The organism is Sphingobacterium siyangense, assembly GCF_023277505.1.
Lineage (GTDB): Bacteria > Bacteroidota > Bacteroidia > Sphingobacteriales > Sphingobacteriaceae > Sphingobacterium > Sphingobacterium siyangense.
The window spans coordinates 3,395,559-3,422,139 of record NZ_CP080574.1 but is presented as its reverse complement, the minus strand read 5'-3'; the positions used below and the strand labels follow the sequence as shown (position 1 = coordinate 3,422,139).

General features: G+C 38.7%; 22 protein-coding genes. 14 read left to right on the top strand and 8 right to left on the bottom strand.

Features of this window, described 5'->3' with window-relative positions; translation table 11 throughout:
- Positions 1–6: 6 nt before the first annotated feature.
- On the top strand, positions 7–1,077 hold the full coding sequence (locus K2F45_RS14070; RefSeq protein ID WP_075992738.1) for a phytase: 1,071 nt from the start codon (positions 7–9) through the stop codon (positions 1,075–1,077).
- A 96-nt stretch (positions 1,078–1,173) separates the two neighbouring features.
- Here K2F45_RS14070 and K2F45_RS14065 read toward each other — a convergent pair whose 3' ends face one another.
- A complete protein-coding gene (locus tag K2F45_RS14065) occupies positions 1,174–3,201 on the bottom strand; it encodes a PAS domain-containing sensor histidine kinase (protein ID WP_248931734.1) in 2,028 nt (675 codons plus the stop codon).
- A 341-nt stretch (positions 3,202–3,542) separates the two neighbouring features.
- Between K2F45_RS14065 and K2F45_RS14060 the strand changes: the two genes are divergently transcribed.
- Positions 3,543–4,211, top strand: a complete 669-nt coding sequence (locus K2F45_RS14060; RefSeq protein ID WP_075992736.1) for a response regulator — start codon at positions 3,543–3,545, stop codon at positions 4,209–4,211.
- Between the two features lie 63 nt (positions 4,212–4,274).
- On the opposite strand, the gene lgt is transcribed toward K2F45_RS14060, so the two are convergent.
- Positions 4,275–5,093: a prolipoprotein diacylglyceryl transferase gene (gene lgt / locus K2F45_RS14055; protein ID WP_075992735.1), complete on the bottom strand. Its 819-nt coding sequence runs from the start codon at positions 5,091–5,093 to the stop codon at positions 4,275–4,277.
- Between the two features lie 505 nt (positions 5,094–5,598).
- Between lgt and K2F45_RS14050 the strand changes: the two genes are divergently transcribed.
- The 6 genes from K2F45_RS14050 to K2F45_RS14025 all read left to right on the top strand — a co-directional run bounded on the left by K2F45_RS14050 (position 5,599) and on the right by K2F45_RS14025 (position 14,777).
- Entirely contained in the window at positions 5,599–7,476 is a 1,878-nt protein-coding gene (locus K2F45_RS14050; RefSeq protein ID WP_248931733.1) for a sensor histidine kinase, read from the top strand.
- A gap of 12 nt (positions 7,477–7,488) precedes the next feature.
- Entirely contained in the window at positions 7,489–8,223 is a 735-nt protein-coding gene (locus K2F45_RS14045; RefSeq protein WP_075992732.1) for a LytR/AlgR family response regulator transcription factor, read from the top strand.
- Between the two features lie 124 nt (positions 8,224–8,347).
- Complete coding sequence (locus K2F45_RS14040; RefSeq protein WP_157626106.1) at positions 8,348–9,088, top strand: ImuA family protein; 741 nt, start codon at positions 8,348–8,350, stop codon at positions 9,086–9,088.
- A gap of 2 nt (positions 9,089–9,090) precedes the next feature.
- On the top strand, positions 9,091–10,590 hold the full coding sequence (locus tag K2F45_RS14035) for a Y-family DNA polymerase (RefSeq protein WP_075992730.1): 1,500 nt from the start codon (positions 9,091–9,093) through the stop codon (positions 10,588–10,590).
- 9 nt (positions 10,591–10,599) lie between these two features.
- A complete protein-coding gene (locus K2F45_RS14030) occupies positions 10,600–13,740 on the top strand; it encodes an error-prone DNA polymerase (protein WP_075992729.1) in 3,141 nt (1,046 codons plus the stop codon).
- 89 nt (positions 13,741–13,829) lie between these two features.
- Positions 13,830–14,777 (top strand): hypothetical protein, encoded by a 948-nt coding sequence (locus K2F45_RS14025; protein ID WP_075992728.1) that lies wholly within the window; start codon positions 13,830–13,832, stop codon positions 14,775–14,777.
- Positions 14,778–14,836: 59 nt separating this feature from the next.
- Here the strand turns inward: K2F45_RS14025 and K2F45_RS14020 are convergent, their stop codons facing one another.
- The gene (locus tag K2F45_RS14020; RefSeq protein ID WP_248931732.1) at positions 14,837–16,240 is read right to left on the bottom strand and encodes an MFS transporter; all 1,404 of its coding nucleotides are present in this window, start codon (positions 16,238–16,240) and stop codon (positions 14,837–14,839) included.
- A 118-nt stretch (positions 16,241–16,358) separates the two neighbouring features.
- On the opposite strand from K2F45_RS14020, the gene K2F45_RS14015 reads away from it, so the two are divergent.
- Positions 16,359–16,697: a winged helix-turn-helix transcriptional regulator gene (locus tag K2F45_RS14015; protein ID WP_088161659.1), complete on the top strand. Its 339-nt coding sequence runs from the start codon at positions 16,359–16,361 to the stop codon at positions 16,695–16,697.
- A gap of 4 nt (positions 16,698–16,701) precedes the next feature.
- On the opposite strand, the gene K2F45_RS14010 is transcribed toward K2F45_RS14015, so the two are convergent.
- Both K2F45_RS14010 and K2F45_RS14005 read right to left on the bottom strand, forming a co-directional pair.
- Positions 16,702–17,613, bottom strand: a complete 912-nt coding sequence (locus tag K2F45_RS14010) for an EamA family transporter (RefSeq protein WP_120334317.1) — start codon at positions 17,611–17,613, stop codon at positions 16,702–16,704.
- A 35-nt stretch (positions 17,614–17,648) separates the two neighbouring features.
- The gene (locus tag K2F45_RS14005; protein ID WP_120334318.1) at positions 17,649–18,641 is read right to left on the bottom strand and encodes a 2-hydroxyacid dehydrogenase; all 993 of its coding nucleotides are present in this window, start codon (positions 18,639–18,641) and stop codon (positions 17,649–17,651) included.
- Between the two features lie 178 nt (positions 18,642–18,819).
- Between K2F45_RS14005 and K2F45_RS14000 the strand changes: the two genes are divergently transcribed.
- The 4 genes from K2F45_RS14000 to K2F45_RS13985 all read left to right on the top strand — a co-directional run bounded on the left by K2F45_RS14000 (position 18,820) and on the right by K2F45_RS13985 (position 23,721).
- Positions 18,820–19,899 (top strand): NAD(P)H-dependent flavin oxidoreductase, encoded by a 1,080-nt coding sequence (locus K2F45_RS14000; protein WP_120334319.1) that lies wholly within the window; start codon positions 18,820–18,822, stop codon positions 19,897–19,899.
- A 168-nt stretch (positions 19,900–20,067) separates the two neighbouring features.
- Positions 20,068–20,448 carry a response regulator gene (locus K2F45_RS13995; RefSeq protein ID WP_075992723.1) on the top strand — a complete coding sequence of 127 codons (381 nt, stop codon included), beginning with the start codon at positions 20,068–20,070 and terminating at the stop codon, positions 20,446–20,448.
- Between the two features lie 248 nt (positions 20,449–20,696).
- The gene (locus tag K2F45_RS13990) at positions 20,697–22,877 is read left to right on the top strand and encodes a DUF4838 domain-containing protein (protein ID WP_075992722.1); all 2,181 of its coding nucleotides are present in this window, start codon (positions 20,697–20,699) and stop codon (positions 22,875–22,877) included.
- A 127-nt stretch (positions 22,878–23,004) separates the two neighbouring features.
- Complete coding sequence (locus tag K2F45_RS13985) at positions 23,005–23,721, top strand: MIP family channel protein (RefSeq protein WP_075992721.1); 717 nt, start codon at positions 23,005–23,007, stop codon at positions 23,719–23,721.
- Between the two features lie 94 nt (positions 23,722–23,815).
- Here K2F45_RS13985 and K2F45_RS13980 read toward each other — a convergent pair whose 3' ends face one another.
- Positions 23,816–24,841, bottom strand: coding sequence for a threonine aldolase family protein (locus K2F45_RS13980; protein ID WP_075992720.1), 1,026 nt, complete (start codon positions 24,839–24,841; stop codon positions 23,816–23,818).
- Between the two features lie 260 nt (positions 24,842–25,101).
- Here K2F45_RS13980 and K2F45_RS13975 point away from each other — a divergent pair, with 260 nt between their 5' ends.
- Positions 25,102–25,620, top strand: a complete 519-nt coding sequence (locus K2F45_RS13975) for a VOC family protein (protein WP_216640360.1) — start codon at positions 25,102–25,104, stop codon at positions 25,618–25,620.
- 2 nt (positions 25,621–25,622) lie between these two features.
- On the opposite strand, the gene K2F45_RS27455 is transcribed toward K2F45_RS13975, so the two are convergent.
- Complete coding sequence (locus K2F45_RS27455) at positions 25,623–25,967, bottom strand: ribosomal maturation YjgA family protein (RefSeq protein ID WP_420833024.1); 345 nt, start codon at positions 25,965–25,967, stop codon at positions 25,623–25,625.
- A gap of 69 nt (positions 25,968–26,036) precedes the next feature.
- Positions 26,037–26,552, bottom strand: a complete 516-nt coding sequence (locus tag K2F45_RS13970; protein WP_120334321.1) for a hypothetical protein — start codon at positions 26,550–26,552, stop codon at positions 26,037–26,039.
- Positions 26,553–26,581 lie beyond the last annotated feature (29 nt).

Genomic DNA, 26,581 nt, shown 5'->3' with positions numbered 1-26,581 from the left:
CATATAATGACAAATTTAAAAACAATACTAACACTAACTTTGGGAGCATCAACCCTGCTTCAAATAGCATGCAAAAATGCGCAAACAAATACGGTAAACTCAGTTAAACCTGTTATTGTGACCGATGCTGTACGCTATGATTCGGATGATCCTGCAATTTGGATCAATAAGAACGATCCGAGCAAGAGTCTGATTATAGCAACGGATAAAGATGCCGATGGAGCTTTATTCGTGTACGATTTACAGGGTAAAACGGTCAAAGAAAAAGTGGTTTCCAATTTAAAACGGCCAAACAATGTCGATGTAGCTTACGGTTTGGTATTGGAGGGGAAACCTGTTGATATCGCTGTCACAACAGAGCGTATGACCCATAAATTGCGTATTTTTTCACTACCTGACATGAAGCCGATCGATCAAGGGGGATTAGATATGTTTGTTGGTGAAACTGAACCTGAATTCAGAGATCTAATGGGGATTGCCCTATATACTTCTCCAAAAGGAGAGATCTATGCTATTGTTGGGCGAAAAAATGGACCAAAAGAAGGCTATTTGGGACAATATTTATTGGAGGATAATGGCTCTGGTTCAGTAAAAGCTACACTGGTTCGCAAATTTGGTTCATTTAGTGGAAAGAAAGAGATTGAAGCAATAGCGGTGGATAATGAGCTTGGATATATTTACTATTCGGACGAACAGACTGGCGTAAAACAATACTATGCGGATCCAGCAAAGGGAAACCAACAGTTGGCATTGTTTGCTACAGCAGGTTTTAAAGAAGATCATGAAGGTATTTCGATTTATAAAGTGACCGACAGTACTGGATATATCTTGGTTTCGGACCAGGGGGCAAATCGTTTTCAGGTTTTTAGTCGGGAAGGAACCAAAAGCAATCCTTTCGAACATAAATATCTGAAGACTGTGCCAGTTATGGCAACACAAAGTGATGGTTCAGAAACTACCTCTTTTAATTTAAATGAAACCTTCAAACATGGCTTGTTTGTTGTTATGAGTGACGATAAAACATTCCATTATTATCGATGGGAAGATATTGCCGGAGCCGATTTGAAAAAGAAATAGGTGGCGAATTCATATTTCAGCAACAGTTGTGATTTGATTCGCAACTGTTGCTTTCTTTTCGTCGAAAATTTTATCGGTGGTAATTAGCGCTGTTATTTATACACTGACCGGAATTTTAAACCAAAAGGTTGATCCTTGGCCGATCTGGCTGTCGACACCAATTTCTCCTTGATGTTTTTGAATAATTTCTTTGCAAATAAACAGTCCTATGCCAAATCCCGATGCATAACGATCCGCATCGTCATTTACACGATAGAATTTATTGAATATTTGTTTTTGATCCTTATGATTGATGCCTTTTCCTTGGTCTTTGATCTCGACTTCAAAATAACCTGAATGTATCGCCACATGCATGGTAATTGTTGAATTACTGGGCGAATATTTAATAGCATTATTCATGAAGTTGATTAACACTTGTTCGATTTTATCACGATCGGCGATAATCTCCAAATTCGAATCTATTGCTCCTGAATAATGAATGAAGTGCTTTACAGATTTTAAAGAATAGATATTTTGAATATAATCGAGTAAAGAACAAACGTTAAATGTCTTTTTGCGAAGTACTAACTTACCCTCATTTAGTTGAGTAACATTTAGAAAGCCGTCGATTAAGCCGCGCATACGCGTTGCTTGCTCATTCGATTGGTGGAGATATTGCATGCGCTTTTCGCTGCTCAATGTACCTTCTTTGGCTTGTAGTAATTGGATATAGGCAATGAGTGAGGTCAAAGGTGTTTTGAGTTCATGACTTGCGATACTAATAAAATCGAGCTTTTTCCTTTCTTCTTCCTTGTCATTGGTGTTGTCTATTATGGCGCCATAGATCATGTGTCTTGTTGTATCCGATTCCAATTGACTTCCGCCTATTGACCTTAACCATTTTATCTTACCCGTTTTTTTATCTTTTATCTCATATTGACAATCGAAAGGCGATTGCTTGCGTGTTACTTCCTGAAAAACATGCTGAATGATATTTCTATACTGAGGTAGAATTTGGGCGAAAAAGTCAGCTTCTTTTATGTTGTCATGCTGGTGGAAGCCAAATAATTCACGGCAGCGATCATTGAGTTCCATTTTCTTGGTTTCTATGTCAATAGAAAAGATACCAATACCGGCGGCTTCAACGATCATTCTGAACTGTTGATCTCTTTTGGCGATAAGTTGATTAATTGCTTCAAGTTTTTCATGTTCTTGATGCGGGGTGGTAATATCTATAGCGGTGCCTGCAAACCATTCGGGCTGTTGGTCTTGGTCAAAGTATACTCTTCCTTTACAGTGCAACCACCGTAATTGAAGATCTTGTGCTCCAATGGTTCTAAATTGTACGTCATATACACCTTTGTTTTGAAAAGTCAGTGATTTTTTGACTTCTTGATCGATTCTATTCCTATCTTCTGGATGAATATATTTGAGGACCTCATTGTATGGAACATATTCACCTTTCGCAAAACCAAAGAGTTCTCGAGTCCGTTCATCCCAATTGACTAGGTAATTTTTGCAATTTAAGTTCCATGTTCCCATCTCGGCCGACTGTAATGCAAAATGGTAATGTTCTTCACTCTCTATGATTTTCTTTAGTGCCCCCTTGAGTTTTTCATTGAGATCTTCGGTATGTTTAGGTGATAAGGTGTAATTATTCGTGGGGATTTTGTAGTGATTTCCTGCTACTGTATATTTTTGAGTTAATAAATCTTGTAGCAGTTTTCGTTCAATGGTATTTTTTTCTTGTGTAAGTGGATGGTTGTCTTCATTTTCAGGTAGCAGCCTAATTTGATTAAATATGCCATAAATTTCACCCTTTTCATTGATGAGCGGATGATATTCAAACGTGTGCGTATATCGGAGTGAAGACTGTTGTTCGCTTTTGAGTTTAATCTTTATCTTGTCGATCAGCTGTGTATTTTCATTTCCCCAAACGTTTTTCAAGAGAGGGATATATGGCGTTAATTCTTCTTGTTGAAGACAATTCTCAAGATATTGCCCAATCGCGCTGTGATCACAATTCCACAATTTTAACATGTTAGTGCTTGCATAGGAAATACGGAGATCTGCGCTATCATAAATTGCGCAAGCATCCAATGAAGAGGAGAGAACGGCTAAAATATCTTTATCTGAACAAATCATAACATATCAAAAATTAAGCGTTGATTAAAGCGACATCATGTATAGCTTGATTTAATAGCGTACAAATATTGTTCCTTTTCTCATAAGTTTTCTCTTTATCGATAAATGATAGCAGTTGTCGGTCATTAGCAATACCTACTTTCTGATCTGTTAGTCATCGCGGAGGCTGTTTAATATGGAGTCATGAGATCAATAGTACAGTGAATAGAAATTCGTATCTTTATTTTGTTTATGCAGTCTGTTTCTTTTTTATTCCAAATCGGAAAATACAATACACCATCATTGTGGTATATGGTTGGAAGAAAATAGAATTGAACGTTTATATTTAAATGCTAAAGAAGATGAATAAGGTTAAAATACTATTGGTTGAAGATCACATGGTCGTACGGAATGGTATTAAACTACTTTTAGAATCCGATGGAGAATTTGCGGTGATAGGCGAGGCATCTGAAGGTACGGAAGCCCTGTCTAAATTGGCGAATGGTCTAGCTCCCGATATTGTCTTAACTGATATAAGTATGGAGCATATGGACGGGATGGAGCTCTTAAAAATCATCAGTCAAAAATATCCGCTGGTCAAAGTTGTGATATTATCCATGCTTAGTCAAATTCATTATGTGGTTGAAGGGTTTGAACATGGTCTTTCAGGCTACCTGTTGAAAAATGTAGGTTATAATGAATTACTTTTTGGATTAAAGCATGTCGCTGAGGGCGGGCGGTATATGAGTGAAGAAATTAGCTTAGCCTTACTTGAACAAGTTTCTTCGGGTCAAGTTTATACGGATGCTGGCTCGAATACTATCCTAGATTTGGAAATAAGCGAACGTGAGCTAGACGTATTGGAATTGATCGCAGACGGGTTTACAAATCTAGAAATTGCAGATAAAATCTTTTTGAGTAAGCGTACTGTTGAAGGGTATCGGCAGAACTTGATTGATAAAACAAGGGTGAAGAACACTGCGGAATTAGTAAAATATGCTTTTCAACATGGCTTATTAAAAAAATCATGATAAAATTTCTGTTCCTGGTGGCCATGTCATCGGTGATGATTTTTGGAAGTATTGCGCATCCCGTTACTTTAATTTTGGTATTCTTTCTTGAAAACGGTTGAAAATAAATAGACTAGCTCCAATAATAATAAATGGTATGCTAAGTAGCTGTCCCATATTGATGAATAGGGAGTCTTCAAAATGCTCTTGATTGATTTTCAAAAACTCATCCAAAAACCGGAACGAAAACAGCAAAACCAACAGCAAGGCGAAATAGTTTCCATTGTTACGTTGAAGCTCTTTTTCTTTCCACAAACGATATAACCATACGAATAATAGGAGACAAAATAATGCTTCATAAAGCTGTGCCGGATGCCGGGGTATCGTATCGATATGGGTAAACACAAAGGCCCAAGGTAAACTACTTGCGGTGCCAATCATTTCAGAGTTCATTAAGTTGCCCAGGCGAATGCAAGCCCCTGCTATAGGGACGACCAAAGCAACCCGATCTGCAACCCAAAGAAAAGGAAGCTGCTGTTTTTTTGCAAATAAATAGATCGCAATCAGGATACCTATACCTCCGCCATGGCTTGCCAGCCCACCTTCCCAAATGGCCATTATTTTTAAGGGATGATCCAGGTAATAACTGGGGTCGTAAAACAATACGTGCCCCAATCTAGCACCAATAACAGTACCTAAAACGATATAAATGGTTAGCTGATCTAAGAACTCGGTTGGCCGACCTGCTTTCTTAAATAATGAACCTAGTATCTTATAGCATAATACAATGCCCAATAACCAAAATAGTCCGTACCAGCGAATAGGGTGTTCAATAATTGGAATAACAAAGATGTCACTATCTATATTCCAGTTTATGTAAGTTAAGATTAGATTATTTACCATATGACGTTTTAGCGTGATGCTCCATAATATAGGTATGCGGTAGGGATATTTCGTTACACATTTTGATGAGAAAACACGAAATTCTCTTTATTGATGCAAATATTGATTCATATACTGCGATTATTAAATATGAAGTTTTCGTTGTTTGACCAATTTGTATGTTTGTGGGGAGTAAAAGGAAATTAACTATAGCCGAGTTCCATAATTGCGACCGGTGTTTTTATTGGAGAAGAATATTAGCATAAGTATCAGCCGGGTTAAATACTTTTGAAAGTATATCTTGTTTTTTTGATAATATTCCGATATTCGACAATTGATAACATGATATGGACAGCATCTTGCATATTTCTTTAATAGCTGTTTACATCCGGTGAAAGCTTATCATAGTTAATGAACGAGGTTATGGAAAAATATAGGCACTTTCATGTAAATTTAAACAGATAGTTATATTCTGATGATACGAAATTTGACAAGATTTACTTTTTGTTTTTTATCTCTCGTGCTCATGGCACAGTTACTCTCTTGTCATCAAAGTGGCCAACAGGCGTCTAAAAATAATACGCATATCGAAGATAACTCACTTGATTTAACCTATCAGGATACGTTATTAAAATTTCTCGCTTTACAAGATTTTAGGGATCAATCTATTATAGCAAAGAAGATAGCGGAGTTTGCTCAGGATAAGTATTTTAATAATTCTGGTTATAATTGGATTTTTTTGGCGTACAACTATTTGTTGGACGATAACATAGATTCAATAGAAATCGCGCTGAAAAACCTTGAAGGGAGAAAACTGCCTCCGGATTTGCTTGTTCTGAAGGATTACTTTAAAATAAGGGCTAATTTTAGTTTTAATGATGTGACTACTATTGGCATCATGGAACAAATTATCGATGCTAAAGAATATGCGTTAGAAAATAAGAGTAGGTTTAGCTTTCTTTTTTTCAATTTATTGGCTAATGCAAATTATCGTCGAGCTGACTATAACCAGGCGCTCAAAGATAACGAGTCATGGTATCATTATCATCCCAATAGATCCGATGCCCATGTTGCGCAAGCGTATCAGGAGATCAAATTTATGCAGTATATTGAATTGCATGATTTTGAGAAGCTAAAAGCAACACTGGATAGCTGCAAATATTACGCTAATAAAACGGCGGATTCTGCTATCATTATGCGCATGTATAATTTACAGGCACAGTATTTCTTTAGCATAGGGAATAGTCGAAAAGCGGTAGAGGCATCCCAAAAATATTTTAATTATTTATCTTCAAGCAAGGCACTCAATGCCTATGCGTATGCGAATTTGGCAAAAAATTTTTTGAATAATCATCAAGTTGACTCGGCGATCTATTATTTTAATGCTGGATTGCAGTTTATCAAAACACATAAAGGCAAGCAAAATAAATTATTCTATTACCAGAATCTACAAGTAGCACACGCATTAAAAGGAGATTATGAACGGGCTTATTTTACCTTGGATTCGGCCTATCAGGATTATAAAAATAGCACAAAAAGTATTGAAAATGAACGTATCAATGAGATCAATACACGATATGAAACTGAAAAAAAGGATCAGGCGATTAAGCTTTTAAAAACAACAAATGCATTCAACCATAAGATTATGGTCCAACAGCGCTGGATTTTTGTTATTTTATTTGCACTAATCTTTAGCATTGCGTTCTTCATTTATTACCGGAATAAACAAAAGCTATTGAAAAATATTAATCAGCGTATAGTTGCCGAAAATAGACAATTAATTTTAGAGCAGAAGACGCGACAAAACCAGCTTAATCCCCATTTTATTTATAATGCTATAGCTAATTTGCAAGGTTTGATCAGTAGTGAGCAAAAAGCAAAGGCAAATCAGTACCTCATCTTATTGTCCCGTCAAATTCGCGATATACTCGAATTAAATAGGGAAGAGTATATTTCTTTGGATCAAGAAATTAAATCATTAAAGAATTATATACTTTTACAGCAGATGCGCTATCAAGATGTATTTGATTTTGAAATTGAGAGCGGTAACTTGGATGTTGATGATGTCATGATTCCTCCTATGTTGATTCAGCCTTTTGTCGAAAACGCTATTGAACATGCTTTCAAAAATTTGAATTATCGTGGACAATTGCAAATTCTTTTTAATCAGGAAGCAGATCAATTGCATATTGTTATCAGTGACAATGGCTGGGGAATGCAATCTTATCAGAAAAATAATGCACACAAGACCTCTCTTTCACAAGTTATCACGAAAGAGCGCCTTGAGCTTTTGTTTAATGATCCTCATCAAAAAGCAAGGATTGAAATAAAGCCCAATTATAGAGAAGATAAAAGTGGATATCGCGTAGAACTCTATATCCCACTCGTTTTATATTTTAATTAAATACGTGAAATTATGAAAGTTTATATTCTTGAAGATGAGTATAATATCTATTTGTACATTAAGTCTTTATTGGATGCTATTCCTTATGTCCAGATCGTTGGTTATAGTCCATCAATCGCCCAAGCAGAACGTGAGTTACTTGTATCTAATCCAGATCTTATTTTAGCTGATATTCAATTGAAAGATGGATCAAGCTTATCCTTCCTCTCCGAGCTGAAATTGGACATAAATACAATCTTTATAACCGCATTTAACCAATATGCTATAGAAGCCCTTAATATAGGCGCTATTGCCTATTTATTAAAGCCTTTGGTTCCGGAACAATTTATAGAGGCTATTGAAAAATGCTATAAGAAAAATACAGAGTTTAGATTCAATAGCATGCAATTAAGTATGGCCGAAAGCTATCTGAAGTCACCAGTTAGACCAAAGAAAATAGCACTACGTACATTTGAATACACTCAGATTGTGAATATCGATGATATTCTTTATTGCCATGGAGATAAGGGGTATACCACATTTTATATTAAAGACAATAAACCGATGATGGTTTCGAAAGTCCTCAAACATTTTGAAACTATGCTTCCTGAATCCGAATTTATTCGTTGTCATCAATCTTATTTAATCAATGCAAACTATATAAAAAAATATTTCAAGGATGGCCAGATAGAAATGTCCGATGGTAAAATGATTCCTGTTGCGACAAGAAAAAAAGATGTTATCCAGCAATTCTTGAATGAAATATAAGGCTTGAAGTAACAAAGGCTCTACGGTTCTAAGTTTTGTTGTTTTTACTAAAAAATGTAGTATTCTCTTTTATTGCTAAAATAATTAGTATTATATTTGTATGTAATATTAAATACGAGGGGCTATGATGTTAGAAGATAAACAGGCTTTGATCAGCAAACTTAAAAAGGACTTGCTTGCCTGGCAAGGGGTACCTCAAAGGTCAAATGATGCAAGCACGATGGGTTTGGGGCCATTGGAGAAAGCTTTTCCGAATGGCGTTTTTCCTAAAGGGGTAATACACGAGTTTGTGAGCTTTAACCGCATGGATAGTGCTGCATCCTGTGGGTTTATTGGTGGTCTTCTTGGAAAACTAATGCAAGCTGATGGGATTTGTATTTGGATAGGCTCCATTCAAACAGTATTTCCAGCGGCAATCAGATCATTTGGAGTCGATCCAGCATCGATTGTTTTTGTTTCTATGAAACGGGAGAAGGATGTGTTATGGGCGATGGAAGAAGCGTTGAAATGTCAGGGCATAACAGCCGTGCTGGCCGAAATACATCAGCTGGATTTTGTTCAGTCGAGGCGCCTTCAACTTGCCGTAGAAAAAAGTCGGGTTACAGGGTTTATACTTCAACATAACCCAAAGATCTTGTTGGCGACGAGTTGTGCGGCACGTTGGAAAGTCACTTCTTTACCTAGTCAATCGGATGATGGATTACCTGGTATTGGCTATCCCTGTTGGGATGTAGAGCTCCTCAAGGTAAGGAATGGAAGTCCAGCCAAAGAGCAAATAACCTGGTCTCCACAAGGATTTAAAACATTTTCTAAAAAGGAGATACAGGTAAAAGACTGGAATTATAACTACCAAAATCTTGGCTAGTCATGAAAAAAAGATTTGCCTCACTTTGGTTTCCTCATCTGAAAACAGATTGGCTCACTGTTTGCAAACCACATTTGCAAAATATTCCCTTTGTATTGTCCATCGCCGCTCAAGGAAGATTAATCGTCAGTGGGAGTAACTTATTAGCGGAGCAAGCGGGGGTGCATTCAGGTATGGCCATAGCGGATGCACGGGCATTTATTCCATCACTTAAAATAATCAATGAGCAAGCTGGATTGGCCGAAAAGTTACTCCATTCGATAGCAGAGTGGTGCATCAGGTACACACCACAGGTTGCATTAGATACGCCCGACGGTATCATCCTGGATATTAGTGGTTGTGCTCATCTTTGGGGCGGGGAGGCGGCCTACTTAACAAGTATTGTCTCGAAATTTAGACAACATGGTTATGATGTACGTATGGGGATTGCTGATACCATTGGGGCCGCATGGGCGGTAGCGCATTTTGGACACGAAGATATCATTATAAATGAACAGGCGCAGTCGGAAACGCTTCTTCCATTAAGTCCTGCTGCATTACGACTGGAAGATGTTCAATTGAAGCGCTTACAATCGCTTGGATTACGGTCAATCGGAAGTTTTTCAAAAATGCCACGTTCAGTGTTGCGTAGAAGGTTTGGCGATAGTTTACTGCTCCGACTGGACCAGGCCATGGGATTGGAAGATGAATTTGTTATTTCTATAAAACCCATCTTACCGTATGAAGAGCGTTTACCTTGTTTGGAGCCTATCTGTACAGCAAATGGTATTGAACTGGCTTTGGAAGATTTATTAAACAAGTTGTGTAAGCGTTTGTCGGGGGAGGGTAAAGGATTACGTGCAGCCGAATTGAATTGTCATCGCGTGGATGGAAAAATAGAGACCATTACTATTGAGACTAATCGTGCTACTGCTCAGGTTAAACATATCCTTCAATTATTTGTCCTAAAGATTCCGCAAATTGAACCGGCATTGGGAATTGAATTATTTACCTTGGGCGTATCCAAAGTTGAGACGGCAGATCCAGTTCAGGAAAATCTTTGGAACAATAGAATTGGTCTCAAAAACCCGACGGTTACCGAACTTTTAGATCGCTTGAAAAGTAGGGACGCCAATTGTGAGATTTCACGCTATGTGCCATCTGCGCACTACTGGCCGGAACGATCCATGAAAATAGCGGCTAAAATGGATGAGGTTGCAGCTGTTGACTGGCAAACTGCAAGGCCACGTCCAACACGACTATTGAAGATCCCTGAACGTATTATAGTCACAGCACCCATACCCGACTATCCACCCATACTGTTCCGTTATAAGGGAGATACCTATACTATAAGGAAAGCAGATGGCCCCGAACGTATTGAACGCGAATGGTGGATTGATCCTGGTGAACATCGGGATTACTATGCCGTGGAAGATCTGCAAGGTCGGCGCTTTTGGCTATATCGCGCCGGGCATTATGACGGACAGGCAGATCAATGGTTTATACATGGTTTTTTTGCATAAGGTTAGTGTATGGTATATTGTGAATTACAGATAACAAGTAATTTTAGTTTTCTCGAAGGTGCTTCTCATCCGGAAGAACTGATCGAGCAAGCGGCCCGATTGGGGTATAATTCCGTTGCAGTAACTGACCGCAATAGCCTTGCTGGAATCGTCCGTGCACATATGGCTGCAAAAAAAGCCGGTATACGACTGATTCCTGCTTGTCGTCTAGATTTACAGGATGGGCCAAGCTTATTGGCATACCCCACAGATAAAGAGGCTTACGGACGGCTTTCAACATTGTTAACTGTTGGAAATCTAAGGACGGAAAAAGGAAGATGCGAATTGTACAAAAATGATGTGTTTCAATATGCTGAGGGGATTGTATTCATTATTTGTCCACCTGAAAAACTAGTGGTCGGTTTTGAGCTTGAGCAGTCATTTATAGCGTTTGTACAGGAATGTCAACAGCGTCTACAGGGGTGTCTTAATCTAGGAATAAAAAAACTCTATCGTGGTGATGATGCTAAATTATTGTTTAGAATAAATCAGTTGGGCGAACACCTGGCTATCCCGCTTGTTGTACTTGGTGATGTATATTATCATGTACCTGAAAGGCGTGAATTGCAGGATATTTTAACCTGTATTCGTGAAAAATGCACAATACATACGGCTGGATTTAATTTATATCCCAATGCAGAGCGCTATCTAAAATCAATAACTGAAGTTGAACGCTTGTTTAGGTTGTACCCTGAAGCTGTAGAACAGAGTGTAAAAATTGCCAATGCTTGTCGTTTTTCCTTAGATGATTTGAAATATATCTATCCAGATGAATTATCATCTCATGGTCGGACTACACAGGAAGAATTAAGTTATTTAACTTGGGAAGGTGCCAGTAAACGATTTAACGGAGATATCCCGGATGCAATTCGCGAAACGATTCAAATGGAACTTGATTTTATCGAACGGAAAAATTATGCTTCTTATTTTTTGACGGTGTATGATTATGTTCGATTTGCGAAGGAAAAGGGAATTTTATGCCAAGGGCGTGGATCTGCAGCAAATTCAACCGTATGTTACTGCTTAGGTATTACTTCTGTTGACCCGTCAAAATACAGGCTTTTGTTTGCGCGATTTATGTCCGATGCACGCGATGAACCACCAGATATAGACGTCGACTTTGAACATGAGCGCCGTGAGGAAGTCATCCAGTATATTTATGAGAAATATGGCCGCAATCGTGCTGCTATCGTAGCAACTGTCACACAGGTACGCTCCAAAGGGGCTATACGTGATGTTGGCAAGGCCATGGGACTTTCCATGGATGCTGTAGGGCGTTTAGCAGGGGTTGTGAGTAGCCATTGGGACGATTATATCAATTTGGAACGTTTGGTTGAACAGGGCTTTAATCCTGAAGACCAACATTTGCGAAAAGTTCTCGAATTGACACATCAGTATATTGGCTTTCCACGTCAATTAGGGCAGCATACAGGCGGATTTGTTATTACGCAAGGTAATTTGCATGAGCTTTGTCCTTTAATAAATGCCCGCATGGATAATCGGACAAATCTCGAGTGGAATAAAGATGATCTTGAAGCACTCGGCTTTCTAAAAGTTGATGTACTTGCTTTGGGGATGTTGACCTGTATTCGCAAAGCTTTTGATCTCGCTAAAAAGCATTATGGAAAAGAGCTTACCCTGGCTGATATTGGGGCAGAAGACGATCCAAAGGTTTACGATATGATCTGCCATGCAGATACTCTAGGTGTATTCCAGATCGAAAGCCGGGCCCAGATGTCGATGTTGCCGCGATTAAAACCACGAGAGTTTTATGATCTGGTCATTGAAGTAGCTATCGTTCGGCCTGGACCGATACAAGGCGATATGGTGCATCCCTATTTGCGCCGTCGGAATAAAGAAGAGGATGTTGATTATCCCAGCACTGAGATCCAAACCATTCTTGAAAAAACCTTGGGGGTTCCTCTCTTTCAGGAGCAGGCCATGGAAATTGCCATAGTCGCTGCCGGATTTACTCCTGCGGAAGCCGACGAATTGCGGCGTAGCATGGCTACATTCAAAGCAAAAGGACAGGTATCTGCTTTTCACAAAAAAATGGTCGATGGTATGGTAAAGAAAAACTATACGGAAGAATTTGCCAATAGAGTTTTTAAGCAATTGGAAGGTTTTGGGAGTTACGGTTTTCCAGAGAGTCACGCAGCGTCTTTTGCCTTACTGGTGTATGTGTCCTCATGGCTTAAGTATTACTACCCCGATATTTTTGCGGCATCCTTACTCAATAGTCAGCCCATGGGCTTTTATCAACCTGCTCAAATTGTTATTGATGCACAGAAACATGGCGTAAAAGTACGTTCTATTGATATCAATCATTCTTCATGGGACAATACTTTAGAGGGAGAAATTGGAAAACCACATGCTCTTCGATTGGGTTTACGTCAGATCAAAGGATTTTCAAGGGAAGAGGCCGTTGTGTTGACTCAAGGTCGGCAGTCTGCCTATTCATCCATTACTGGTATGATGGATGTTGGACTATCTCTTATTGCGTTGGAGAAATTGGCTGATGCAGATGCCTTTACATCATTAGGTATTGATCGTCGGCAAGCGCTTTGGGAAATTACAGCATTGGGTGATCGGCCGATTGCATTATTTGAAGGCCAAGCATCTGAAAGTATCATGGAGGGGCAAATTGAATTACCATTGCTAACAAAAAGCCAGCATGTTGTGGCTGATTACGCAAGGACCTCGCTATCCATTAAAGCACATCCAGTAAGTTTCTTGCGCGGAAAGCTCGATCTTCTCCATGTAGTGCCCACAGCAAAATTGGGCTTGATACAAAATGATATGCCTGTGAAAGTATGCGGGTTGATTACTGTTAGACAACGACCAGGAACCTCCAAAGGTGTTTTATTTATCACTATTGAAGATGATACTGGTTTTTCAAATATTGTCGTTTGGAGTAATGTATTTGAAAAATATCGTAAAGAAATCCTTCGGGCAAAACTCCTTATGGTTGCGGGTAAAATCCAAGTTGAAGGTGAAGTTATTCATGTAATAGCGCAACGATGCTTTGATATGTCAGGTTTGTTAAAAGATCTGACCACAGACGGAGATCATGCTGCGGATATTTTTCATGGGGGAAGAAATTTTCATTGATCTCTCATTTATTAATCTCATTTTTGAAGTAGAATGCTTTTACTTTGCGTAGGTAGCAAAGCATTCTAATTCATAGAAAATTAAAAGATATGACCAAAAATATTCTCGTCAATACGATCGAAATTGATAAAGATACTATTCGTGAATTCATTAAACAGGGTGATGTAAATGCTGCTATTGACCTGATTGCCATCCAGGCAAATGTAAAGTATAAAACTGCTCGGGATATTGTAGAGATGTTTAAAGAAGACCATATTGATCTTTTTGATGGTAAAGACCTGTTTTTGGCTGATTATGATCTTGTTGAACATCGCGGCGATTCTCAAGAAGCAGATCACAAAGGATCTTCTTTTTTGGAAGTAGAAACAAATGAGCGTGGGCGAACTAGTATTTGGAAGGCACTTTTTATCTTTTCAGTCCTTGCCCTGTTGGCTTTCGTTATCTTAAATTACGTTGTGGGTTTTAATCAAATAGGGCATCATATTTCAGAACTTACGCAGCTATTCGATAAAAATGAAGGCTCAGCTGCCGCTGATACTGATACATCCAAACAAAATATTGTATTAAGTGCTGGTGTTACCCGGGCGGGTGATGTTGAAGACCTCCATCCCGTAGATACAAATCTCTTACCATTGGATGTGAGGCAGGCTGAAATAGCGCGAATATATCGGGCTCAGTTCGATCAATTGAAAGCAGCAAAACATTCACCAACAGATGACGATGCACAGATCGCTCTAATTCACCTTACAAATGGGCGGTTGACTGATGTTATTATTCAGCAAAAATTAACTGTAAAAATAGGGAAGTGTTATGAAAATTCGACCATGAAAGATAAGGGCACCTGCGTGAGTTGTATGATATTACTTTACAATAGGGAGAAGAAAAACTGGCAAGAAGCTCCCAATGGGGAGAATTTCCTGCGTAATGCCTATGATTTCTATTTGCCCAGCGGTTCAGACTTATGGGAAGCCAGCCCGCTGAGCATCCGTATTCCTTACGACTACGCTTTAGTAGACAAGTATGAAGCAGCAAATTAGCTACATTAATCCTGAGAGAAAGTATGATAGACCCAGCGAAATCATGAACGAATTACCTGCTATTTTACTTTTTTTGAGGGTAAATAAGCTATTGTACATACGACAAATAAGAGTAATATGACCGATAGTACGATCGAGTAGCCATAGGCAGATGAGATGTTCTGCAAAATAAGAAATTTAGTCTCTTTCCGATGGAGGAATATACCGACAATAAAAGCGATTCCCAAGCATATAGATAACTGTTGTACAGTAAGATAGATGGCGGATCCTACGGAGATTAGTTTTTCGTTAAGGTCTTTTAATGCAAGTGTCATTAATGCCGGCAGTACACTACCGCAGCCAATACCATAAAAAAAGAAGAGCGCGTGTATTTGGTTGCTATCTATGATCATCGTATTGAAAACGAAAAGATGAGACAGCAAACCCAAAATCATTATTCCTAATCCATATAGGACAATGATCTTTCCGTGGCGCTGTATTAACTTGCTGACAATAACACTTGCCAATACGTAACCAATACCCTGAAAAACAAACGCAATTCCTGTCATTGTTGCCGTATAATTCTTTTGATTTTGAAGGTAATTGGAGTTAATAATAAAATAAGCATCTTGGACCATATAATAGGCTAAAGCCGCTAGAAGGCCTAAATTGAAAACCCGATTATTAAATAAGGAGAAATTGAGTAGACTAGAACGGCCCGTTTGTTCTAATTTACGTTGTTTTTTTAGAAACAACAGGACGAGAACAATTGCTGCTCCCAATAGCAGTAATGACCAGAATGGCCATTTCAACTCAGGTCCCATGATTAAAGGAAAAATTATTCCCATTAAAAGGATAAACAACGTTATCATAGGGATAAAAGAGATCTTAGATTTTCCAGTAACTTGATCATTGAATGTATAGCGATAGACAGCAAAGCAGGCAAGTACCCCAATGGGAACATTGATCAAAAAAATAAGTCGCCAACTTTCATGTAACCACGTCTGATCCGGCAGAATTCCGCCTAACAATTGACCTATTACTGAGGCAATACCTGCTATACTTCCATAGATGCCCAAAGCCATCGACCGCTTCTCGGGATTTTCAAAAAGTAAGGTGATCAATGCGATGCCCTGTGGAACCATAAGTCCAGAGCTAATCCCCTGGATCAATCTTCCGGCCAATAAAATGTAAAGATTATTGGCTAAGCCACATAAAAGGGAGGCTACAGTAAAACAAGCCATCCCAATTAAATATAATTTCTTCTTTCCATAATGATTTCCGGCATTCCCAGCATTGATTAGAAGACTTGCATACCCAATAATATAAAGTATTATAATCCATTGCGTATCACTGTCTCGTAGATGTAGTCCATGTTGAATTGTGGGAAGGGAAACATTAATAATAAAGAGATCTATGACAAATAGAAATATACCAGTTGAAAGGAGGAAAATATGAATTAAATCTTTAATTTGAAAGCGCATATAGAAAGTTTTTAATAATTTTATGGTTAAAAATAGCTTGGATATTTTCTACAATCAAGTAGTTATAAATTATGTACTTGGTATGTTTTTATGAACTAATGGTCAGTATGAGGTGATTATGAATGAAAAAAAAAGTGAAAATTTTGGCGCCTGCTGTGATGTCAATGGAATTTTTAAGATAATAGGTGGAAAATGGAAAGTTTCGCTCATTAAGGCTGTTGCTAAACAATGCCCCAAAAGATTTGGTGAGCTACGACGGGAAATGGAAGATCTGGCACAAACGACATTGACTGTTCAGCTCCGTGAGCTCGAACGCGATGGTATTTTATGTAGACAGATTTACGCTGAATCTCCACCACGCGTGGAATATAAACTCAGCGAATTAGGTAAAACTTTACTACCCGTCATTGAAAGACTTGATGAGTGGTGGTCAGATTACAAGCGCGAAAGGGGATAGGCATTTAGCTTATCCTTTTTCGCTCCTCATTTTTGGTGATGCCCAATAAGACTATTGTACCGATAATACAAAAAGTGCCGATCCAGTCTGTTTCTCTAAATGGTGTATTTAACCACAAGACAGCTAATAGGGCCGCCGATAAGGGTTCGGCAGAAGCTAGAAGACTTGTCTTTTGTCCACCAATAAGCTTAACTGCTGTTAGATAAGCATAAAAAGGGATTAGTGTGCCGAAGACAACAATAAAAGCAGTGTAGCTATAGGTATATATATCCCAGATTCCATCAATTTCCCAAGGAGGTTTGACAAAGCAAAAAACGAGACCTCCCAATAGCATTCCCCAACCGATAACTATTGCCGCATTATACTTGTTTAACAAGTGGATTGGTTGTAGTGTATAAAAAGCAAGCGTAACAGCTGACATCAAACCAAAAAATAATGCGAGAGGAGAAATCGACAGGGAACCAAAATTCCCATGTGTGACTAAAAGAAATGTGCCCAGTATAGCTAAAAGTATGGCCAGGCAGGCAACTTTCGAAGGGAATTTTCTCTTGTTCAACGCCATATAGATTGCGATCAGGACCGGACCTGTATATTGTAGCACAGTTGCGGTAGCAGCGTTGGAATAATTTATGGCGGCAAAATAAGTATATTGGACGGCTAATACACCAAAAATACTGAATAGAAGAAGTGCTAAACTATCTTTACGATGACGCCAAATCTGCCAAATCTCATTTTTCTTGTGCATTCCCGCCAAAAGCAATAATACAATGCCTGTCACAAGCATTCTTACCGTAATAAGCCATTCTACGTTAACTGCCCTTTTTTGAAAAAGAAATTGGCCAAAAGTACCCGATACACCCCAAAGAATAGCCGCCCCGATTGCCAAGAGGAATCCTTTCAAAACATGGTTTTTCATTGTTTTATCCGAACTAAATTTGGTACTTAGTCTTGCTATAGCAAGACTTCTGCGTCAGTGATCCCTTTGGTTGATAGGTCGGAGATGCTCCGAAGCGTTCTTTGAGAAATTTCTGTTAATGCTTCTGTTGTAAAAAAAGCTTGGTGCGCCGTAACCAAAACATTCGGATAGCTCATCAATAATTGTATTGTTTCATCTTCAATAATTGTTGTCGATAAGTCTTTAAAAAACAACTTTTCCTCTTGTTCATAAACGTCAATACCTAATAAGCCAATTTTTCGCTCTTTAAGCGCTTTAATAGCATCATTGGTATTGATTAGATTGCCTCTGCTTGTATTAATAATTGTTACCCCATCTTTCATCTTTTCCAATGACTCCTTATTAATGAGATAGTGGTTCTCGGGAGTAAGTGGGCAATGAAGAGAAATAATATCTGATTCTTTGAAGACTTCATCCAACGATCTGTAATTAACACCTTGTGCTGTAAGCTGCTGGTCTGGGTATAAATCATAGGCAATTACATTTGCCCCAAATCCCAATGCGATTTTGATAAAAGCCTTTCCAATTTTTCCAGTACCAATAACGCCAATTTTTTTCTGGTGGAGATTAAATCCCAAAAGTCCATTCAATGCAAAATTTTGCTCCCGCACGCGATTATAGGCTTTATGTGTTTTACGATTCAATGTCAATAACATGGCCATGGTGTGTTCAGCTACGGCTTCAGGGGAATAGGCGGGCACCCGACAAACTTTTATCCCAAATTCCCTGGCAGCTTCCAGATCAACGTTATTAAAGCCAGCGCAGCGTAAGGCGATCAGTTCAACACCTTTTTGAGCAAGTACTTCAATAACTTGCCGGTTGAGTTTATCATTGACAAATGCGCAGACTACCTTCTCATCTTCAATAGCATTAACAATGTGTGGACCTAAATGCGTTTCATAAAAATTGAACTGAAAGCCATAGGTGCTGTTTTCTTGCTCAAAGAATAATTTGTCGTATGGTTTTGTCGAAAAGAAAGCGATTTTCATAAAATTGTTTGTTACTTAATACTATAGTATAAATATACGGTATAAATCGCTTATTTGGTACCGCAATGCAGGATGATTTTCTAGTATTATAGTATAATTTGTTTTAAAATAGCTTAAATTAGAACAATCACATGAAAGCTATTTTAGTTGAATCTTAAGGATATTAATTACTTCCGATATGAAATGGTCAAATCAAATTACACAATTAATAGGTATTGATTATCCGATTATCCAGGCCCCCATGTTTGGTGTTACCACACCAGAAATGGTCATTGCAGCATCGCGTGCTGGAGCGCTCGGGTCGTTATCGTTGGGTGATTTACCAGCAGAACGCTGTAGTGAGCTTATTCGTTCAACCGCTGCATATGTAATGAAGCCTTTTGCAGTCAATATTTTTGTAAATCATGTTCCTGAAGTTTCACTGAATTTGAGGCTGGCATATAATGAAACAAAGGTTTTTGTGGAACAGTTAGCCCTGCAACATGGTTTAGAAGTAGCTTTACCGGAGCTCGATAGCATCCATATTACAGATTACAGGGAACAAATTGACGCGATCATAAGCCATCAGTGTAAAGTTGTGAGTTTTACTTTTGGAAATCTGGATGCACAAAGTATAAAACGATTGAAAGACAATGATGTGATGATTATTGGTACATGCACTTCAGTGGCAGAAGCAATTGCTTTGGAAGAAGCTGGTATTGATGTGATCTGTGTACAGGGATTAGAAGCTGGGGGACATCGCGGAAGTTTTCAGGAGGCACCTGTTCCTGAGATTGGCGGATTTTCTCTGCTACCACAAGTGAAAGAGCATGTAAACGTGCCGCTTATTTATGCGGGTGGATTATATAATGCAAGCACGATCCATTCTGCAAAGCTATTAGGTGCCAGTGGTTTTCAGATTGGTAGTTTATTGCTCAAATCTAAAGAAAGCGCACTACTGGACTTTGAGAAAGCGCGTCTTTCTCATGTTAAGGAATCAGATATTGTCTTGACAAGGAGTTTTTCAGGGCGCTATGCCAGAGGTATAAAGAATACATTTATTGAAGCTTTGGACAAGTCGCAATATATCTTACCATATCCCTATCAAAATAAACTCACCGGGGAATTACGAAAAGTAGCCAAAGCCAATAAAAATGTCGATTTTGTAAATATTTGGGCCGGACAATCGATCCATTCTTACAGTGAACTTTCGACAACAGATATTATGCAAACGTTAATCCGAGAAGTTGAAAATTTGCATACTAGTTTAGTTGTTTAATAATATAATAGCGTCCGCCTCCTGTCAACATACGGTCATTTTAATTAAAACTAATAACTAAAATCTTTGTTTAAATTATTTAAACGGAGTTGTAGTGGTTAATCTACAACGAATTCTCTTTTTTTTTTGAAACTTTGTGTCACCGTGAAAAACTAAAATTTTACCGCTATGGGGAACGAAAAAAAGAGAATTCTTGTTATCGAAGATAATGAGATTCTATTAAGCACAATGCAATTTGTTCTTGTAAGGGAGGGCTATGACCTATTACTTGCTAAATCTGGCAAGGAAGCGCTCTCGTTGGTTTCTGACGAAACCATTGATTTGGTCATAACAGATCTGGCATTACCTTTTGCTAATGGTTACGAAATAATCAATCGCATTCGGAAAAGCGATACGAATAATCAGGTACCTGTTATTATTATTTCTGGTTACCGTGATGATAATAGTATTGTGGAAGGCTTTGAAGTCGGAGCCAATGATTATATTAAAAAGCCTATCTCTCCGTCAGAACTTATATCTCGAGTACGATTAAGAATAGGTCATGCTTAGTAAAATTGAACATATAATCCATTTCATTCGATCCTTTTTCGAAGGTGAGGGCTGGTCTATTTAGGGGGGATCACGATCAATTAACGCTGGCTGGTAACATCGTATAGACAACTGGGGTTTTACACTCATGGGCGGTTGGAGCTGTTACAAAGTTGCTGAAAATAGATTTATGAATCAGTATGACCTAAATCTATCATTAAGGAAATATTTTTAATATGATGTGGAAGTTTATGTTATGTCTATTGTCAATGGTAACGATAGTTCAGGGTAAAGAAAGAATTACATTGGTTGATCAAGGGAGAACGGATTATGTCATTCAAGCGGATGCAAATGATCCTGTTTTACAAAAAGCGGTTGCAGTGATAAACACTTTTACAAAAGAAAGTACAGGCGTAAATTTTGCAATACAAGCTAAAGGCGAAGTCACACATGCCATTATTTTGGAAAAAAGCTCAATAACTAATACGTTTCCCGAAGACAGTTATTCCATACAAGCTGTAGGAAAGAATATTTATCTCAAGGGAAGTGGTAAAGGTGTGCTATTTGCGGCATATCGTTATGTCAGGGATATTATTGGCGGACGAAAGTGGTATGTAGGTAAAGAAAATACATATGTTCCAAAATTGACATTCCTGGCAGTGGATTCAGATCTTAAGATTTATTCCAAACCAAATTTTGAGTTTAGAGAGGTTTATTTCCCTGTTGAATTAGATCAGGAGTATATGGATTGGTATGGTTTACATAATTTGGAAGAACGCTGGGGAGATTGGGGGCACACTTTCAGTAAAATATTGCCGCCATCAGTTTATTTTAAAGAACATCCGGAGTATTACTCCCTTTATGATGGAAAACACCAACCTATTCAACTTTGTCTATCTAACGAGGACGTTTTTAATCTTACAGTAGCTTATTTCAAGCGTAGGATAAGCGAAAATCCCACAGCTACTTATTGGTCTATCGCGGCCAATGACGATATCGGAAGCTGTACTTGCGATCGTTGTCAGGCTATTGATAAGCGGGAAGGTGGAGCGCAAGGCTCACTGATTCACTTTGTGAATAGAGTGGCCGCACAATTTCCCGAAAAAAAAATTACAACACTGGCGTATTTAGAATCAGCAAACGCCCCAACACACCTCAGGGTTGCCGATAATGTTTCTGTTATATTAAGTAATATCGATGCTTTTAGAAAAAATGACATTGGAAGCGAACCATCAGCAGCAACTTTTCGTAGACAATTAGGAGCTTGGAAAGCTAAAGCCAAGCATGTATTTGTATGGGATTATCTGACACAGTTCACCAATTATCTTGCGCCATTTCCGATCCAAGGAACCATGCAGGAAAGTCTACAATATTTGAAAACGCAAGGTGTCGAAGGGGTCTTTTTGCAAGGTGGAGGAGCGACTTATAGCGATATGGCAGAGCTAAATGCCTATATATTGGCTAACCTCGCCTGGGATACGACGCTTTCAGAAGAACAGCTAACCAACGAGTTTATCGAGGGTTATTACGGCAAGGCTGCACCCTTTATTAAAGCATACCTTGCTGAACGAAGAAATCACTTGCCTGGGCCTTCATCAGCTTTATCTATTTACGGAAACCCGATCGATAATAGACATGACTTTTTAAGTCCAGAGGCCATGGATAAATATAGTACATTATTAGAAAAAGCGGAAATAGCCAGTGAAGGTAATCCTTTATTGGAATCCCGTGTCAGGCGTATTGGACTTGGGTTGGATTATACCTATTTGCAACAAGCAAGATTCTATGGACCGCATCAACATGGCATATTTGAACAAGAGGGGGAGCGTTGGGGTGTGAGACCAAAGGTAGGTCGTAAAGTAACACAATTTGTTGAAGATGCAAAAAAATTGGGCGTTATAGAGCTTGCCGAAGGTGGCGCATCACCCGATAGTTATGCAAAGGAGTGGTCTGAAATATTCAAAGCCGGCGTTAGAGCAAATAAGGCCTCTGAAGCAAATATTAAGTTGAGATATCCATTTGATCCTTCTTTCCCTGCCAATGGGCTAAAAACACTTACAGATAGTGTGCCGGGCTATATGGATTATAGCTATAATTGGTTGCTATGGAACGGGGAGCCGATGGATATTACTTTTGATTTTGAAAAGGAAAGGCGAATAGATACCATAGCGCTTAATTTTCTAAAGGATGCGCGACATTGGATATTTCCACCAAAAGAAATTCGAATTTCGGTATCTAAGAATGGAAAAGATTTCCAAGATGTATTTCTCAGTAAGCTTGAATCCGTTGAGGAGGATTACACCTTGGACAAGATACCTTATCAAGTATTATTAAATGACAGTGTTAAAGTGATCCGAGTTTATGCTGCACCTTTGGCAAAACTACCCGAATGGCGGTATCATCCTAAGCGAAAGCCTCTTATAGCCTGTGATGAAATCTGGTTAAATTAATATAGAAAAGCTTATTAACGTTGGTTTTAAAGCGGTGTGGATATTGTTCTACAATAATTTATTGAGCAGTATAATTTTATACGGAAAATGATTAAATTAGAGTTAACTAAGTTATAAACAGATTCATATGGAAATTAAAACATCTTCAAAATTTATCGCCGAACTAATTGGAACATTTGGTTTGGTACTTTTTGGTTGCGGTGCGGCCGCTATTGCAGGAGCCAATACCACAGCTGGGCTTTCTGGTCTTGGTCTTTTGGGTATTGCTGTCGCATTCGGTCTTTCGGTGGTGGTATTTGCGTACGCGATCGGTGGAATTTCAGGCTGTCATATCAATCCTGCGGTGACCGTTGGTGTGTTATTGGCAGGTAGAATGTCTGCCAAGGATGCGGTTGTCTATATTGTTGCTCAGTTTATTGGTGCACTTTTGGGGGCATTTGTCCTTCAGCAGATTTTAAGTGGGCAATTGGCCGGATTTACGGCAGGAGACTGGGCGTATGGCTCAAACGGTTGGGGTAAAGGATATCAAAACGAGTATGGTACTGCTTCCGCCTTTTTGATTGAAGCCGTGTTAACCTTCATTTTTCTGTTTGTGATATTGGCAACAACTTCGAAGGTAGGAAACAGCACAATGGCTGGGCTTGCAATCGGCTTTACGCTTCTTTTGATCCATTTGGTTGCTATTCCTGTAACAGGTACCTCGGTTAATCCTGCTCGTTCATTTGGGCCAGCGATTCTGGCTGGCGGTCAGGCTTTATCGCAGCTTTGGCTCTTTATTGTAGCACCATTAGTAGGGGCAGCTGTAGCAGCAGGGGTATGGAAAGCCCTTGAACCTAAAGACTAGTTTTTCAATTTTATAAGATGCGCCCAATACGTAAGAGATTACCTATTGGGCGCTTTCGTGTATATAAGATTTATTGGTTGGGGCGGAACAATCCCTAGGAATTCAATATATCACTTATAAAGTTAGTAACCTGTTTCTCGTCCGTAGCCCAGGACGTGATCAAACGAACCGCTGCATAATCTGAATCGATATCCTTCCATATATAAAATTGATAATTTATAAGCAGTGCTTCGATGAGCGATTTAGGTAAAATGGGGAAAATCTGATTGGTGGTTGATTCCGTTAAAAAGGAATATCCTTTGCCTTTGATGGCCTTCGCCATACGCATCGCAAGCGAATTAGCTCTTAATGCCAGCTCAAGATACAAATCATCCTGAAATAGCGTTAGAAATTGAATTGAAAGCACTCTGCCTTTGGCGAGCAAGGCGCCTTTCTGCTTAATCGCATAGTCAAAATCTACGGCTAATTCGGGACGGTTAAACACAACTGCCTCACCCAGAAGAGCTCCGTTTTTTGTTCCGCCAATGTAGAAAACGTCAGTATACTTAGCAATAGCTGCAAAGGTTAAATCGTTGTTTTTCGCCGTCAAAGCATGGCCCAATCGTGCGCCATCCAAATAAAGTAACAGCTGTTGCTGCTGACAGCACACATATAGCGCTTCCAATTCTGCCAAAGAATATATTGTGCCGATTTCAGTGGAATTAGAAATATAAACTATTCTTGGTTTTACCACATGTGGCGCCAGGGCATGTTCCTTGAGTACCGTAGTAATATCGTTAGGTGTCAATTTTCCATCAGACGTTTCAACAGTAATGACTTTATGTCCAGTTGCTTCTATAGCACCAGTTTCATTTGCAGATATATGCCCTGTTTTTGCACTGATCACTGCTTCATGGATACGTAAAAGAAAAGATATGACAAGAAGATTCGTTTGTGTGCCCCCAGATAAAAAGTGGATAACGGCTTGCTGATTAGCTATCTTTTTCTTCAAAATCGATTTGGCTTCATTGGAATAGTCATCCTCCCCATAGCCCAATTGCTGTATCAGATTCGTTTCAATAAGCTTATCTAAAATGCGGGGATGTGCCCCTTCTGAATAGTCATTTTTAAAGTTGTACATAAATTTATCTATTTAATGCGGATGCTTTATTAAACTCTTTTCCTAGGGTAGGCTGCTCGAGTCTTGTGTAGGTCAAATGTATACATACAATCTCATTTTTTAACAATCTTGATCTGGAAAAAATTAGGACAAAAGCTATGCGTTTTAAGTATTGATGTTGTAGAATAAGAATGTTTTCTGGAGCACCGTAAATGTTTTGTCAAAACTAATGATTAAATTCGGGAGAGAAGGCAGAATAACTGATTTGTCCTTATTAAATTATGAAAAGATTCATATTTGTTGCAAGTATTTCGCTGGCATTTGGAATGGGATATGCTTTTAATAACTTGAGCCATTCATATCGATCCACCGAGTTGAAAAGAGTAACCGGTATAGGTGGAATTTTCTTCAAATGTAAAGATCCTAAAAAAGTAAGCGCTTGGTATGCCGATCATTTGGGACTGGCTACAAATTCTTACGGCGCTGTATTTGAGTGGCATCAGGGAGCCGACAGTACGAAAAAGGGATTTACGCAATGGAGCCCTTTTAAAGAGAGCTCTTCCTATTTTGGCCCTTCGGAAAAAGATTTTATGATCAATTATCGGGTAGCCAATATTGAGCTTTTAATCGAAGAATTGAAGAAGGAGGGCGTTACGGTACTTGATACGATCGAATCCTTTGACTACGGCAAATTTGCTCATATCATGGATATTGAAGGAAACAAAATAGAGCTTTGGCAGCCCAATGATCTTGCTTATGAAAAGATGGGCATCGATTTGGGGGCCAAAACTACGAAGTAGGTCTATTTAGTTCTTAACGTAGGGTCTGTCTTTAACATTTGATAATTAAGATAATCAATGCATGCAGCTCCGACGGTTCCCAGGCAGTAAGCCACAAGATCCGACCATAAAAAGCCCTGTCCAAACACGAGCCGCAAAAGCGGATTGTTTCTTATCCATATAAGTAAAGGATGTTGTACAAGCTGTAAAAATTCGATGGCAAAACAAAATATAAGTGTCGTCGTAAAAGAAAATAATAACGATTTCCTCGTAAATAAAAAACGTGACAACCAATAAATCATAACCGCATAAAGTACATCGCCGGTAATGGTAGGAACGGCGGATATTTTCCGTGACAACAAACCCATGAAGATGGTTAAAGCAACGCAAAGTAGATAGTGTATTTTTGGTTTCATCGAAACGAATGTGCTACAGTGTTATTGCCTGAAATATGAGCTCGTTTCAACGGGATTACCAAAGATCTTTTTGGTTCCTTTTTTTTGTGTAAATCCACCCTGTTGCGCGATTATATTTGCAATGGAGAAAATAACATTCATATCGTTTTGAGGGTGAATAGTCGTAAGTAGTTTTCCATTTTGGTCGAACAGTTGAAGTTGGTTAACCAAGGAATGATTTATTTCCATGGAATGAATTACTTCTAACGGAATAATTTTGTCCTCCTTTCTCGGTTGTTTAATAGATAAGTTATTTTTATCAACTTGTATTTCTATCTTGGGATTGATGAATTGCAATAGTATGACTAGGGGACCGATTACAACGACAGCAACCAATATCCCAAGACCTTTTGCCGAACCAAAATTGTTTACTGCATCGGCTAGTCCGTTTATACCGCCAAAAATTAAACAGCATAGGATAAATACAACAATTAGGTAACCAAATCCAAAGATCAAGCCCTTTTTAACATTATGTGATTTAAATTGAAAGGTATTCATAGCAGTGGCTTCTATTTTTACGCATTTTT